We start from the raw sequence: 14,425 nt of genomic DNA on the forward strand, positions 1-14,425 counted from the left end.
CCTCAAATGAATTGCTTTTCACAGTCTGCAGTTGCCTACATGAAATCCTGGTGAACGCCAGCCCCTGCTGTCCATTCACATTTTAAACAGCGCAAACAGGCAACAGGCACCTGCGTCTTATCGGTCTCAATTACCGCCACTCGGGCCGTGATCGCCACGACACATTGAGGGGAAATTAACCATTTATTTCCCTTTTGCGCAAAAAATTGCCGAAAATCACAGTTCATGTCGAGCTGCAACATTCAAAACTTGGCGCGCGATTCTGTATGTGCAATACAGTTCTCGCGTGGAAACAGGACCACACCCTGTCCGTAACATCGGGCACAGGCAGAGACATCAGGCGTACGGGACAGCGCAGTGACAATGGCTAAAACTGAAAAATCGGGTTTCTCCCGTCGTGCTCTATTGGGTGCGTTCGCGGCAACAACCATGGTCGCCGCTCCGACCTTCTCCAATGCAGCGGGCTTCCTGCGCGGCGCAGGTGATATCCGGCGGATCCGGATGTACTCAGGCCGCACCGGTGAGCGGATCGACATGGTGTATTGGATCGACGGCAAATACATCAAGGATGCGATCAAGGAAGTGAACCACTTCATGCGCGACTGGCGCAACGATCAGGTCAAGGAAATCGACCTGCGCACGATCGACATCATGGCCGCCTCCCACAATCTTCTTGATGTGAATGAGCCCTATATGATGCTGTCGGGCTACCGCAGCCCGAAAACCAACGCGATGCTGCGCAGCCGCTCGCGCGGAGTTGCGAAGAACTCGCTTCACATGCGCGGCCAGGCCGCTGACCTGCGGCTCTCCTCGCGCTCCGTATCGCAGATGGCGAAAGCCGCGATGGCCTGCCGTGCCGGTGGCGTTGGCAAATACAGCGGCTCGAATTTCGTTCATATGGACTGCGGTGTTGTCCGCAGCTGGAACGGCTAAACAGCCTACCTCGCCTGTTCTCGTGTCCCGAGCCTTTGCAAGCCCATGTTGCCCGACAACATGGGTTTTTTGCTGTGCACTGACGTCTGAATTCAGCGAGTTTCCCGCGCGCACCATAGTCTGTCCAATGTCCATACTCTGCATAATCATACAGATCACAAACGCCTGAATTGAATTATGGTTCCCATGTTTTTTGCCATTGCAGAGCCACCGCGCGGCAGCTATACGACGCATATAGGCACCTGTAGCTCAGCTGGATAGAGCGCTGCCCTCCGAAGGCAGAGGCCAGAGGTTCGAATCCTCTCAGGTGCGCCATCTCTCACACCATATTTCGCATATGCAACGATGCCGCTGGCGCCTGTGTGCTGTGCTTGTGTTGCGCGGGCTGCGTGGCAAGGGCTTGCCGGTCCAAGGGCCATAAGTGGACGCTGTTGCGCCCTCGCACTATTATTGGTTAATCCCGACAAATCCGGGGCGGGAGAGAGCGGCCTGCGTCCATTCAGGAATGGTTTTACCCGTGGGTCGCTCGTTTTAGCGCCAATCGGGATGCTGAATCCCCGCGCCAGACAGCTTGCGAAACAGCTGGATTGCCCGGCAAAAAAAGAGGCCAGACCAGTGGTCTGACCTCTCATAGCTTGTATGGGCGGCGAGTCAGGCGCGACGGCGACGGCTGCCGGCGCGACCACCACGACCGCGGCTTTCCTCGCCCTCTTTTGCCGGCTCTTTGTTGGCCTTGATCCATTCACCACCGTGAGGATCGTTGTTGGTCAGCAGGTTCGCGGCGCGGATCGCTTCCATCTCCTTGCCCGGACGTGGCTTGGTGGATCCAAGACCGAACATCTGAACAAAGGCCTCGTCTTCCATGCCCTCGGGCAGGATGATCCCGGCGGCCTCTACTTCGGCTCTCTTTTCGGCAATCTTCTTCTGGGTTACCGGCAGTGCCACCGGGTTCATGATCGCAGAGGTCATCCCCGCGCCCATCGCCATCGGCAGGAAGGCATTGTTGATGCCGTGACGGTTCGGCAGGCCAAAGGAGACGTTCGAGGCACCACAGGTGGTGTTCACGCCCAGTTCTTCACGCAGACGGCGAACCAGTGCAAAGACCTGCTGGCCTGCGGTCGCCATCGCGCCAATCGGCATCACCAGCGGGTCAACCACGATGTCATGCGCAGGAATGCCGAAATCTGCGGCGCGCTCGACGATCTTCTTGGCGACGGCAAAGCGGACGTCGGGATCTTCGGAGATGCCGGTGTCGTCGTTGGAAATGGCCACGACCGGCACGTTGTACTTTTTGACCAGCGGCAGCACGTGCTCCAGGCGCTCTTCTTCGCCGGTGACCGAGTTCAGCAGCGGACGGCCCTCGGCGGCCTGCAGACCGGCTTCAAGCGCGCCGGGCACCGAGGAGTCGATGCAGAGCGGCGTGTCGGTCAGACCTTGCACCAGCTGGACGATCTTGGTCATCAGCGGCGGCTCGGTCTCGTTCGGGTTCGGGTTGGAGTTGTAGACAACGCCCGCGTTGATATCCAAGATGTTGGCGCCGGCCATCACCTGCGCAATCGCGTCTTGTTCAACGGTGGAGAAATCGCCGGCTTCCAACTCGGCCGCGAGTTTCTTGCGGCCTGTGGGGTTGATCCGTTCGCCGATCACACAGAACGGCTCATCAAATCCCAGGATTGCGGTTTTTGTCTTAGATTCTACGACGGTACGGGTCATTTTTTATCCTTGGGAATTGACCGGCTGCGCTGCTGCGCCGCCGTTGTTGATGGCCCAGGTGGCGTTGGTCTTAATGCCACCCAGCGGGAAGAAATGCACATTGGTGATGTTGAAATCGGGGTTGGCGGCCTTGTGGGCGGCCAGCTCGGCAATCACATCTGTCGGCTCATAAGGCAGCAGCAGCTTGGAGACATCCATCGCGCGCTTTTGCAGCACCTTGAGGGACGGACCAACACCGCAGGCGATGGCGAATTTGATCAGCGTCTGCAGTTTGGCCGGGCCGGCAATGCCGATATGGATCGGCAGATCTACGCCTGCGGCCTTGATGCTGTCGGCCCATTCGATGATCGGCTTCGCCTCAAAGGCGAACTGGGTTGCCAGCGCCATCTTCGCATCGGTGCGTTCGGAGAATTTCTGTTTCCACAGAAGCGCATCCGAGACGTTCTTCATGCTGCCGTCAGGATCGATATCCTTGTTGCCTTCGGGGTGGCCCGCAACATGCAGGTTGGTGAACCCGGCCTTGTCGAACAATCCGGTTTCCAAGAGCTGCATGGAGCTGTCAAAGGCACCATAAGGTTTGGCAACACCACCGGCCAGCAGCAGCGCCTGCTTGACATCGGCCTCCCCCTGATAGCGGGCGATCCAGTCGGCCAGCGTGGCCTCGTCCTGGATGATCCGCGCGGGAAAATGCGGCATCACCGGGTAGCCTTCGGCATTGAGCCGCTTGGCGGTTTCCACCATTTCCTCGATCGGCGTACCTTCGATATGGGCGATGTAGACGCGGGTGCCTGCGGGCAGCAGATCGCGGAAGCTCTCGACCTTGGCAGCGGTACGGGGCATCACCTCGATCGAGTAGTTTTCCAGAAAGGCCTCGACCTCGGGGCTGCTGGGCTGCGCTACGCCAGCATCGCGTTTCTTGAAGTTCAACAAAGCCATCGTGGCCTCCCAAAAAGATGTCAGGCTCATGCCCATCCGTCGTTAGCGATCAGTGTCTTGAGCCGGTCCTGATCATAATCCGCTTCCAGACGCTTGGCCTCGGCCTCGGCGATATCGGCCGGTTCACCATCCATGGCGTAGGGCGCAGCCTTGCGCCATTCCGCGAGATAGGCGTCGGCGTCCTTCGCGTTCACCTTCATTGCCGCACGGTCGATGGCTTGTTCAAACCGCTCTTCCAATTGACGTTTGGCCCCGCGGCGGCCTTTGCCGACGATGATCTGTGCTGGGATGTCGCGCCAATATACGATGGTGACGTCGGGCATTGCCTGAGCTTCCTTTGCGTCTGTGTAGTTGCGTTTCTAGTGTGGCATCGCCGGACGCGTTCGTCGGATTTCGACCTGACATTGGTTCTGAGCGACCTTTTCCGGGTCGCTTCTGGATAGCAATGGCGGGCCGGGCTGGCTACCGGGCAGCGCCCTCATAATATTCAACAGCTTTATGAATTTGATCGGCAAAGCGCTCAAAACCGTTCAAGAAACGTCAATTCGTCAATCGGCAAATCGTCATCGGGGCATTCGGGCCACCTTGCACGTGGCGGTCAGCCCACATATGCTTGGATCAACACGATTATCGGAGGGCGTGAATCATGGCGCCCAGGCGTTCCAAAGGTGCGGGCGCATTTCCCCGAGTGGTAGAGAGCCCTGCACCGGCCCGCCCAGATCCTGATGCGCTCTATGCGGCGCTCGATCTGGGGACAAATAGCTGCCGGATGCTGATTGCCCAACCCAAGGGCAGCGGCTTCCATGTGGTGGACAGCTTTTCAAAATCGGTGCAGCTTGGCGCCGGTTTGGAGCGGACCGGGCGCTTGTCGCGCGCGTCGATGGCGCGCACCATCCAGGCTCTGCGTATCTGCCAGCAAAAGCTCAAACGCAACCGGGTGAAACGGATGCGGCTGGTCGCGACCGAGGCCTGTCGTCGGGCGAAGAACGCGCGAGAGTTCATTCGTCAGGTGCGCCGCGAGACCGGTCTGACGCTGGAGATCATCCAACCCGAGGAAGAAGCGCGTCTGGCAGTGATTTCCTGCGCGCCGTTGGTGTCGACGAAGACGGATCAGCTGCTGGTGGTCGATATTGGCGGCGGCTCCACCGAACTGGTCTGGATCGACATCTCCTCGATCCCGCGCCGCGACCGGCCATCCGCCATCATGCGGCTGCACGCAGGGTTTCATCCCGTTGAAAGCCCCTTCCCCGCGGCCAAGGTTGTTGACTGGATCTCAGTACCACTTGGGGTCGCGACGCTGCGCGATCAGTTCCACGACGTCGAGGATGACGCGGCCCGTTTTGCCCTGATGAGCTGGTTCTTTGAAGAGAACCTCGCCGATTTTGCGCCCTATAAGGACGAGCAGACCCGACAGGGCTTTCAGATCGTTGGCACCTCCGGCACCGTCACCACCGTTGCCGCCTCGCATCTGGGGCTGAAACGCTATGACCGGACCAAGGTGGACGGGCTGCGCATGACCAGCGATCAGATTGACAAGGTTATCCGCTCTTATTTAGAACTCGGCCCTCAGGGGCGCCGCAGCGACCCGCGTATTGGCGAAGACCGTCAGGCGCTGATCATGTCGGGGGCGGCAATTCTACAGGCGCTCTTGCGGTGCTGGCCGACGGACAGGTTGTCCGTTGCGGACCGGGGCCTGCGCGAAGGCCTGCTTTATGCACAGATGAGCGCCGACGGCGTTCTGGAAGACGGGCCGTTCTGACGGCCACACACAGGATATGAGCGTCCGACAGTTGGCCCCGATGCGGCCACGGACGACAGGGAACAGCAAATATGGCAAAGACACCCACGGGAAAAACACCCACTGGCAAGAACACCTCCGGGCGCGGACAGCGTGACCTGAAGGTCAAGGTCAAGACTGCCCGTGGGCGTAAACTCAGCTCCACCCGCTGGTTGCAGCGGCAGTTGAACGACCCTTATGTGAAACGCGCCCAGGCAGAAGGCTACCGTGGGCGCGCGGCCTATAAGATCATGGAAGTCGACGATAAATTCCGCTTCCTTGTGAATGGCGCGCGGGTGGTCGACCTGGGCTGCGCCCCGGGCGGCTGGGCGCAGGTAGCGGTGAAGCGGATCAATGCGCTGGGGGAAAAGCCGGGTAAGGCGGTAGGCCGCATCATCGGCGTTGATCTGCAGGAGGTCGAGCCGCTGGCGGGTGCCGAGTTCCACCAGCTGGATTTCATGGACGAAGGGGCCGACGACAAGGTCAAGGAATGGCTTGGTGGCAAGGCAGATGTGGTGATGTCGGATATGGCAGCTGCCAGTTCCGGTCACAAGCAGACCGACCATTTGCGGATTATCTCGCTTTGTGAAACCGCGGCCTATTTTGCCTTCGACGTTCTGGAAGAAGGCGGTACCTTCGTGGCCAAGGTATTGGCCGGCGGGGCCGAGGGTGATCTGCAAAAGCTACTGAAGCAGAAATTCACCAAGGTTTTCCACGTCAAACCGCCATCGTCACGTTCGGACAGTTCGGAAAAATTCGTGGTTGCAACCGGGTTTCGCGGAGAGCCTTCGGATGCGTCTGACGATTGATCTCTAACCGGGCTGTGGCCGGGCGCATGGCAACCGCCGCCCTGCCCCGGCTTTCAGGTCTGGGCGATCAGCTGCCGCGCTGAGCGGTGCTGGAAAACGACCGCAGCGCCAGCGCCTGCAAGGCGATGGTTTCCAGTGAGGTGCCTTCAGCGCGCAGCGTCACGCGCGGGCTGTCCTTCTCGATGCGATGAGGCGCCGCGACAGGCTGTTTCAGCAGGCGTTGCACCAATTGGCGGGGTGGAAGTTTGCTTTGCAAAAGACGCATCTGTTCCTCGTACCGTATGAGCGTTCGGGCTGTTCTCATCGAAGAATAGACCGGCCACTGGGCCAGCATCGTGGCTCAATTGTGGCAGAACTGCCTTATTGTTGCGATTTTCGAAACAATTTCACTTCAGGCACGGGCTGGTGCACTCGGACGGTTGCAAACGCCTGCGACAGGTCAGGAGGTTGGATGCAGCAGCACCCCATTGAGTTCCGCACCAAGGATCAGAATGGCTGAGTTCAGATAGAGAAAGATCAGCGCCGCCATAGCCCCCGCCAGCCCTGCATAGGTGGCCGAATAGGCCGCAAAACTGCTGATGTAGATGGCAAAGGCGAGGCCGGCCGCCCACCACAGCACCACTGTTAGCAGCACCCCCGGTAGCACCTGGGAGAGCCGGTGACGCTTCGCCGGGAGCAGCATGTGGAAGGCAAACACAGCAACGAGCGGGATCACCGCAACCAGAACCCCGTTCAGACCGCCCTCCCAGTTGCCTCTCAGCGGGACTTGCGGGAAGAAACTGGCCAGATGGCGCGCATAAAGCGGCAGGATCAGCTCAAACACCGCCGCCGCCATAATGCCCGCGCCCCCCAGGATCACCAGACCAATGCACAGGCCCCGGGTCTTCCAGAACGGCCTGGTATCGCGTTCATGATAGGCCTGCACCATTGCCAGACGCACCGCATCCACCCCGTTGGAGGCAAAGTAGATAGCGATGACACCACCTAGCGTGACCACCCCGGTGGAAGATGTGGCAAGCACCGAATAGACCTCCCGCACGATGGGATCCGAGACGCTTTCCGGCCAGGAGCCAAAGACCAGCTCGACCAGGTTTTCCAGATCAACCCCGCCCGACAGTGACCCCGCCACCGCACCGGTGAGCGCCACGGTAAAAAGGATAAAGGGAAACAAGGCGAGCATCAGCGACATGGCGATATGGCTGCTCAGCACCCAGCCGTTCTTGTCGTTGAACCGCTTGGCGGCCAGATACAACGCATAGGCGCCGGGTTTCACATAGGGTCGCATGCTCATGGCCTGACGGTCTCATAGCTCGCTTCAAAAAACCAGGCCTTTCAGGGAGATATAGCCAAGCCCATCCGCCGGATGTAGGTTTGGCCAGAAGATATGCGACAGGGAGCGCGGCGATGGCCTGGATTGCGATAAGCACATCGGCAGTACTGATGATGTGGGTGCTTGCGGGTCTGGCCTCTCTGAAGGCGGCCCGCACCGCCCGCACGCCGCAAGGGGCAATCGGCTGGGTGGTATTTTTGCTGTCCGCTCCGCTGGTGGCGCTGCCGCTCTATCTGTTTTTCGGGCAACGCCGGTTTTCGAGGTATCGCGCCACCCGGCGCGAGGCGGAGCGGGTCCTGAACGCGCTGCGCGTCTACTCAGATCTTCACACACAGGACCGCGATCAACTGGCCGCGAACCAGGCCCCCTTCGAACGGCTGGCCGGTTATCCGGTTTGCCGGGGCAACGGGTTTGAGCTGCTCAAAAACGGCGCTGAAATCGCCGATACGATTATCGAGGCCATTGATGCGGCAGAGGATTACGTTCTGGTCCATTTCTACATCGTGCGCGATGACAAGATCGGACAGCGGTTCAAGACCGCCTTGCTTGACGCACGCGCGCGCGGCGTTGCTGTCTGGTTCATGACGGATGCGGTAGGCAGTCACGGGCTGTCAAACCGATACCGCGAGGCGTTGGAGGCGGCAGGTGTCAATCAGGTTGACCCCAGCACCCGCCCCGGCCCGAAACATCGGTTTCACCTGAACTTCAGGAACCATCGCAAGACGGTCATCGTCGATGGGCGTGTCGGCTTTACGGGCGGAATGAATATCGGCGATGAATACATGGGGCGCGACCCGGCCTTTGGCGCTTGGCGCGATACGCAGGTGCGGTTGACCGGTCCGGTCGTGCAGCAGCTACAGCTGGGCTATGCGGAGGATTGGTTCTGGTTGACCGAGGATCCGATCCTTGACCTGCTGACCTGGGACTGCGCCCCGGTTGAGGGCACAGGCAAACCCGCGCTGGTGGTCGAAACCGGGCCGGGAGACAGTACGATCAACGGCTCGATGCTGTATTTCTCTGCCATCTCCGCAGCGCGTTCCCGGATCTGGCTTGCCTCGCCTTATTTCGTGCCGGATCAGGATGTTGTGGCTGCGTTGAAGAACGCCGCCATGCGCGGGGTCGATGTGCGTATCCTTTTGCCCGAGACTGCGGATCACTACGCACCCTGGCTGGCTGCCTACGCCTATTTTGACGACCTGCGCGAGGTTGGTGTCAAAATCTACAGGTATCAGGCCGGATTTGTGCACCAGAAGGTTTTTGTCGTGGATGATACCATCGCGGCGGTGGGCACGATGAACCTCGACAACCGTTCTTTCCGGCTGAATTTTGAGAGTATGGCGCTGTGCTTTGATGCGGAAACGGCAGAACAGGTGGCGCAGATGCTGGATGAGGACATGGCATCGTCAACACTTCTGGAGACGGATCTGGACGCGCAACCGATGACCATCCGCTTTGGTGCGCCTGTCGCGCGCCTGCTGGCGCCAATCCTGTAGGGGCACCACGCCCGAGGTGACGGGTCAGCGTGCTCTCACCGGCGCGGTATCTTCCAGCAGGAACACCTCTCGCAATGCAGCCACCAGAAACGCCGTGCTGATGCCAAAGGCAAAGAGCCCGGTAACCGCGCCGAACGCGGCAAAGATCCGCATCCCCTCGCCAAGGACGATATCGCCGTAGCCGAGGGTGGTATAGGTCGCGAGCGAGAAATAAATCGCAGTATTCCAGTCGCCTATGGCACCAGAGAAAATCAGCGCCGTGGCCCAGATCCAGACCTGCAGCGTATGGGCAAAGACGATCAGCCCGATCGCAACCGCCAGCACTGCGCTCATCTGCACAAAGCGCCGCCCACGTTGCAGCACGCCAAGCCGCCTGCGCAGAACATGGATGCAGAACACCAGCAACCCAGCCTCCACGACAAGGCAGATCCCGAGGTACAGGCTGCCGAGCAGCAGCTGCTGGATGAGTGTCATGTCCCTGCCCTCATTCGTTGACCTTGCGCCGATGGATCTGTCGATCAGCCGCGATCGGTTCGGCTCACGGCTCCGATTTTGGCGCAGTCTACGAAATCAGCGCTGCGACATGCAATCGCGATAGTACTGTTTGGCCAGCCGCTTGCGCTGCGCCTCGGGCGTGTTGAAGTAATCATCGCGGTCCTCGGCTTCGGAACCGCTGCGTGATCTCGCGCGGCGCAGCTTGCCCTCCTGCACACTGATCCCGATCCGAACTGTCCCGAAGAAAGTGATCCCGGCGCGATCATCGCCCAGCCGCAGACCGTCAGGGGCATCACTGCGCGGCGCGCCGGCGTAGGCCTCCGCCCGGCTGCGGCAGAGCGCTTCGCGGCTGCCGGACGCCGTTTGCGCCACGGCGACCTCCGTCAGCGGGACCGCTGCCAGAGCGGCCAGAATGGCAGGTGCCAGACCTCGCGATGACCAGCGGAATGGCAGTGAGAACAGCGACATGGCATAGCCTTTGTTGAGCCCAACCCCATTATTGCATGGGCAAGCTTCAAATGGGGCCTACATCAGGGCGCGTCAATGTTATCTGTTGTCTTGGGCCGGGATCCCCGGAAAGGTCAGCCTGCAAGATCAGCCTGTCTGGTCGCCGGATGTATCGCGGCGCAGTCGCACAAACCATAACAGCCGCAAGGGGTTATACGTCGATGCTAATAATTGAGGAGGTCAGCAAGTCCTACTCGGGGCCGTCCGGCGCTGTTCCGGTTTTGGACCGTGTCTCGCTGGATCTGGCCGCCGGGAGCAGCCTCGCACTCACCGGAGACAGCGGATCCGGCAAAAGCACGTTGCTGCATCTGGCGGCCGCGCTGGATCAGTTCGACCGCGGCCGCATAGTGGTGGATGATGTGTCCCTCGCCGAGCTGGATGACACCGGGCGCGCGGCGCTGCGGCGACGACATGTGTCCCTGGTGTTTCAGCAGTTCAACCTGATCCCGGCCCTGACCGTTGGTCAGAACATCAGCCTGCATGCCCGGCTGGCCGACACGGTTGATGCCCCTTGGATCGAGGCATTGACCCGTCGGCTGGGGCTGGCCGAACTACAGCGGCGCTACCCCGAACAGCTGTCTGGCGGACAGCAGCAGCGGGTCGCTATTGCCCGCGCGCTGGCGCTGCGCCCAAAGCTGCTGCTGGCGGATGAGCCGACCGGTAATCTGGACGAAACGTCAAGTGCTTCGGTCATGGAGCTGATGCTGGATCTGGTGCGGGAAACTGGCGCGGCGCTGCTGCTCGTGACCCATTCGCAGGCCATTGCGGGCTTGCTAGACAGGCAAATCCACCTCAGCAATGGCCGCCTGCGTGAGGCCGGGACATGAGAGCGGCTGCATTCTCCGCGATCCTGTCTCACTGGCGCCAGCACCCGCTGCAATTGGCCATGCTGATCACCGGTCTTGCGCTGGCCACCGCGCTCTGGTCTGCGGTGCAGGCGATCAATGCCGAGGCGCGTGCAAGCTATGCCGAAGCCGCAGAGAGCATCTCCCCGTCCGGACAAAGCTATCTCGTAAACCTTGAGGGAGATATTAATATTTCCCAATATGTTGCGCTGCGACGTGAAGGTTGGCAGCTCTCGCCGATACTGATCGGTGACCTCACAAATCAACAAACAGGCTCCGACCGAAGGCGCCTTGAGATGGTGGGCATTGATATCCTCTCGCATCCGATGATGGAACGGCTGAGCGAAGCCGGAACCGCGACGGAATCCGACGGCGACACATCCGTGGCGCTTTCCCCGGCGGATCTGCTGCTGGCACCCGGTCACCTGTTCTTGCATCCCGAGACGGATATGACCGGCCTCGATCTTGATCTGCCTCCGACAACGCGCAGCACAGCGGTCCCCCGAGACGTTTTGATCAGTGACATAGCGACTGCGGCGCGACTGCTCGCGCGACCGGATGCGATCAGCCGCCTGATGGTGCTGGATGCGCAACCCGGTGGGCTCAGATCGCTGGGCGAACTGGTACCTGACCTGCGTTTGCAGAGCGCATCAACCGGCGCGGATACGGCGCAGCTCACCCGCAGTTTTCACCTCAACCTCACCGCCTTTGGGCTGCTGTCCTTTGCGGTGGGCCTGTTCATCGTACAGGGCACCATCGCATTGGGGATTGAGCAGAGACGCGGCATGTTCCGCAGCCTGCGCAGTTTAGGGTTACCGCTCAACACTCTGGTCTGGCTTGTTTTTGCTGAACTATTGGCAATCACGCTTGTGGCGGCGTTGCTTGGCCTGATCCTTGGCTATCTGATCGCGGCGGCTCTCCTTCCCGGTGTCAGCGCAACCCTTTCGGGGCTGTATGGCGCCTCGGTCGATGGCAGCCTGAACCTTCGTCCGGGCTGGGTGCTTTCTGGCCTTGCGATGGCCTTGGCAGGCATGATGCTGGCCGGTGGTCAAAGCTGGTACAGCCTGTCGCGATTGCCCATTCTTGCAGCGCCAGCTGCAACCGCGCGCGGTCAGCAGGCGCTGCGTGGCCATCGGCTCTCTGCTGCGACCGGTGCGCTGATGGTGCTGGCGGCGGCAGCAATACCGGTGCTGTTCGACGGGCTGCTGGCTGGCTTTGTCTTTCTCGGCTGTCTGATGCTGGGGGCCGCGCTGCTGCTGCCGCTGGCGCTATCGCGGCTGGCCTTGGTCGGAACCCGAATGGCGCGTGGCCCGGTGACGCTCTGGTTATGGGCGGACATGCGCGCGCAGCTGCCGGGTCTGTCGCTGGCGCTGATGGCACTCCTTCTGGCGCTGGCGACAAATATCGGTGTTGGCACAATGGTTTCCAGCTTTCGCCTCACCTTCCTTGGCTGGTTGGATCAACGGCTGGCCTCAGAGCTCTATATGACGCTTCCGCGCGACGAGATGGCCGATGAGGTGCTGCCCTGGCTGGCGGAGAGGGGCATCCGCGCCCTGCCAATCCGCCACAGTGATGAGCGCTACAGCGGCGCCCCGATGGACGTATACGGTGTGGTCGATGATGCCACCTATCGCGACAACTGGCCGCTGTTGCAGGCCGACGCAACCGTCTGGCAGCAGGTGGCCGACGGCAGCGGCGCGCTGATCAACGAACAGCTGGCGCGCCGTGGCGACCTGGAAACCGGAGATCTGCTGCAGATCGCACCGGAATGGCACATGCGGATAGCAGGCGTCTATTCCGACTATGGCAACCCCAACCCGCAGGCGATTGTCGGTCTCGCCACCCTGCTGGAGCATCGCCCGCTGATCGAGAACCGCCGTTTCGGCCTTCGTCTGCCGGTTGAGGACGTGGCGCGCCTGCGCCGTCAGCTTCAACAGGATTTCGATCTGCCGTCCAGTGCCTTCATCGACCAGAGCGCGCTTAAACGGCAGTCGCTGGCGATTTTTGACCGTACTTTTGTCGTGACCGGAGCGCTGAACCTGCTGACCTTCGGCGTCGCTGGCTTTGCAATGCTGACCAGCCTGCTGACGCTCTGGAGTCAACGTCTGCCGCAGCTGGCGCCGATCTGGGCGATGGGGCTGACACGCCGTCAACTGGCCAGATATGAACTTCTACGCAGCGTGATCCTGGCCGGGCTGACGGCCCTGCTTGCCCTGCCTCTCGGCCTGCTGCTGGGCTGGGCATTGCTCGCGGTTGTCAATGTCGAAGCCTTCGGCTGGCGCCTGCCGATGTTTCTGTTTCCGCTGGACTGGCTAAGGCTGTTCCTGATGGCGCTGGCGGCGGCCGCGCTGGCGGCGGCCCTGCCGGCACGGCGGCTGTCAAAGCTGAAACCCGCCGATCTGCTGAGGGTCTTTGCCAATGAACGTTAAGCCTGCTCTCCAAGCGATTTTCTGCGGCCTTGTCGCGGTGCTGGTGCTGTTCATCCGGCTTGCCGGTCCGGCTGCGGCGCAGGGATATGCCGGGCTCGGAACCGAGGTGGACGGGTTTGCAGTACCTGCACGCGGCACCCAGCTGGTTTTCCCGCGTGATCACGGCGCGCACCCCGAGTTCCGCATCGAGTGGTGGTATCTGACCGCCAATCTGACCGGAGATGACGGGCGTGACTACGGGGTTCAGTGGACGCTGTTCCGGTCTGCCCTGCAACCGGGTGATGCCCGTTCGATGCCGACCGCATCCGCCTGGGAAGACCCCCAGATCTGGATGGGCCACGCTGGTCTGACGACGCCCGACGCCCATTTTCACGCCGAGCGGCTGGCGCGGGGTGGCATTGGGCAGGCCGGTGTCACCACCGCTCCGTTTGAGGCCTATATCGACGATTGGTTCATGCGCGGCCGCGATGCCGGTCTGGACGCGCTGAGCCTGCGCGCGACCGGGCAGGATTTTCGCTATGATCTCTCTCTCACAGCCAATGGTCCCTTGGTCTTGCAGGGGGATGGCGGCTATTCGGTGAAATCGGCGGATGGACAGGCCAGCTACTATTATTCCCAACCGCACTATCAGCTGAGCGGCACATTGCAGCTGCCCGGCGGCCCGGTGCAGGTGACCGGAGAAGGCTGGCTGGACCGTGAATGGTCAAGTCAGCCCCTGTCTGAGGATCAGAGCGGCTGGGACTGGTTTTCGCTGCGCTTTGATAGTGGCGAAAAGCTGATGGGGTTTCAGTTGCGGGGCAGCAGCCTGTTCACCTCAGGCACATGGATCGCAGCCGATGGCACGCCCTCTCCGCTGGAGCCGGGGCATCTTCAGGCGACGCCGCGCGGGCTGACACAGGTTGCCGGTCGCGCGGTCCCAACGGAGTGGAACCTGCGCCTGCCCGAACGCGGCCTCGATATCGAAGTCACCGCGCTGAACCCGCAGGCCTGGATGGCGATGTCCTTTCCCTATTGGGAGGGACCGGTGCGGATCACTGGCAGCCACAGCGGTAAGGGATATCTGGAGATGACAGGTTACGCGCCGCCTCCCGACTAAAGGCAGACCGGGCGCATGGGCGACGGAAAAAGGGGCGCCCGATCGGGCGCCCCTTAAATCCG

14 protein-coding genes and 1 tRNA gene are annotated in these 14,425 nt (G+C 61.1%); 8 read left to right on the forward strand and 7 right to left on the reverse strand.

The genetic code is table 11. The features are described 5' to 3' along the window. Positions 1-363: 363 nt before the first annotated feature. Both VWY75_RS17355 and VWY75_RS17360 read left to right on the forward strand, forming a co-directional pair. Entirely contained in the window at positions 364-933 is a 570-nt protein-coding gene (locus tag VWY75_RS17355; protein ID WP_340545596.1) for a YcbK family protein, read from the forward strand. Between the two features lie 238 nt (positions 934-1,171). Continuing rightward, positions 1,172-1,248 (forward strand) — tRNA-Arg (locus tag VWY75_RS17360). A 336-nt stretch (positions 1,249-1,584) separates the two neighbouring features. Here VWY75_RS17360 and VWY75_RS17365 read toward each other — a convergent pair. The 3 genes from VWY75_RS17365 to VWY75_RS17375 are packed head-to-tail and all read right to left on the reverse strand — an operon-like array spanning position 1,585 to position 3,905. Next, positions 1,585-2,646 (reverse strand): methyltetrahydrofolate cobalamin methyltransferase, encoded by a 1,062-nt coding sequence (locus VWY75_RS17365; protein ID WP_340545597.1) that lies wholly within the window; start codon positions 2,644-2,646, stop codon positions 1,585-1,587. Positions 2,647-2,649: 3 nt separating this feature from the next. Next, positions 2,650-3,582 carry a methylenetetrahydrofolate reductase gene (locus tag VWY75_RS17370; protein ID WP_416538761.1) on the reverse strand — a complete coding sequence of 311 codons (933 nt, stop codon included), beginning with the start codon at positions 3,580-3,582 and terminating at the stop codon, positions 2,650-2,652. A 26-nt stretch (positions 3,583-3,608) separates the two neighbouring features. Further along, the gene (locus VWY75_RS17375) at positions 3,609-3,905 is read right to left on the reverse strand and encodes a virulence factor (RefSeq protein WP_340545599.1); all 297 of its coding nucleotides are present in this window, start codon (positions 3,903-3,905) and stop codon (positions 3,609-3,611) included. Positions 3,906-4,228: 323 nt separating this feature from the next. Between VWY75_RS17375 and VWY75_RS17380 the strand changes: the two genes are divergently transcribed. Then, positions 4,229-5,341 (forward strand): Ppx/GppA phosphatase family protein, encoded by a 1,113-nt coding sequence (locus VWY75_RS17380; RefSeq protein WP_340545600.1) that lies wholly within the window; start codon positions 4,229-4,231, stop codon positions 5,339-5,341. A gap of 71 nt (positions 5,342-5,412) precedes the next feature. After that, on the forward strand, positions 5,413-6,168 hold the full coding sequence (locus tag VWY75_RS17385; RefSeq protein ID WP_340545601.1) for an RlmE family RNA methyltransferase: 756 nt from the start codon (positions 5,413-5,415) through the stop codon (positions 6,166-6,168). 67 nt (positions 6,169-6,235) lie between these two features. Here VWY75_RS17385 and VWY75_RS17390 read toward each other — a convergent pair whose 3' ends face one another. Next, the gene (locus VWY75_RS17390) at positions 6,236-6,433 is read right to left on the reverse strand and encodes a hypothetical protein (RefSeq protein WP_340545602.1); all 198 of its coding nucleotides are present in this window, start codon (positions 6,431-6,433) and stop codon (positions 6,236-6,238) included. 174 nt (positions 6,434-6,607) lie between these two features. Continuing rightward, on the reverse strand, positions 6,608-7,459 hold the full coding sequence (locus VWY75_RS17395) for a YihY/virulence factor BrkB family protein (RefSeq protein ID WP_340545603.1): 852 nt from the start codon (positions 7,457-7,459) through the stop codon (positions 6,608-6,610). 113 nt (positions 7,460-7,572) lie between these two features. On the opposite strand from VWY75_RS17395, the gene cls reads away from it, so the two are divergent. Beyond that, positions 7,573-8,991 (forward strand): cardiolipin synthase, encoded by a 1,419-nt coding sequence (gene cls / locus VWY75_RS17400; protein WP_416538763.1) that lies wholly within the window; start codon positions 7,573-7,575, stop codon positions 8,989-8,991. A 24-nt stretch (positions 8,992-9,015) separates the two neighbouring features. On the opposite strand, the gene VWY75_RS17405 is transcribed toward cls, so the two are convergent. Beyond that, a complete protein-coding gene (locus VWY75_RS17405) occupies positions 9,016-9,465 on the reverse strand; it encodes an ion channel (RefSeq protein WP_416538764.1) in 450 nt (149 codons plus the stop codon). A gap of 96 nt (positions 9,466-9,561) precedes the next feature. Beyond that, positions 9,562-9,954 carry a hypothetical protein gene (locus VWY75_RS17410; protein ID WP_416538765.1) on the reverse strand — a complete coding sequence of 131 codons (393 nt, stop codon included), beginning with the start codon at positions 9,952-9,954 and terminating at the stop codon, positions 9,562-9,564. 200 nt (positions 9,955-10,154) lie between these two features. Here VWY75_RS17410 and VWY75_RS17415 point away from each other — a divergent pair, with 200 nt between their 5' ends. From VWY75_RS17415 to VWY75_RS17425, 3 genes are read left to right on the forward strand one after another with little or no spacing between them, the layout of a single operon-like run. Then, entirely contained in the window at positions 10,155-10,820 is a 666-nt protein-coding gene (locus VWY75_RS17415) for an ABC transporter ATP-binding protein (protein ID WP_416534917.1), read from the forward strand. Beyond that, positions 10,817-13,267, forward strand: a complete 2,451-nt coding sequence (locus VWY75_RS17420; RefSeq protein ID WP_416538766.1) for an FtsX-like permease family protein — start codon at positions 10,817-10,819, stop codon at positions 13,265-13,267. Before VWY75_RS17415 ends, VWY75_RS17420 begins: the two co-directional genes overlap by 4 nt. Beyond that, the gene (locus VWY75_RS17425) at positions 13,257-14,363 is read left to right on the forward strand and encodes a lipocalin-like domain-containing protein (protein ID WP_416538767.1); all 1,107 of its coding nucleotides are present in this window, start codon (positions 13,257-13,259) and stop codon (positions 14,361-14,363) included. Before VWY75_RS17420 ends, VWY75_RS17425 begins: the two co-directional genes overlap by 11 nt. Positions 14,364-14,425 lie beyond the last annotated feature (62 nt).

The organism is Phaeobacter sp. JH20_08 (genome assembly GCF_048056635.1).
GTDB lineage: Bacteria > Pseudomonadota > Alphaproteobacteria > Rhodobacterales > Rhodobacteraceae > Phaeobacter > Phaeobacter bryozoorum.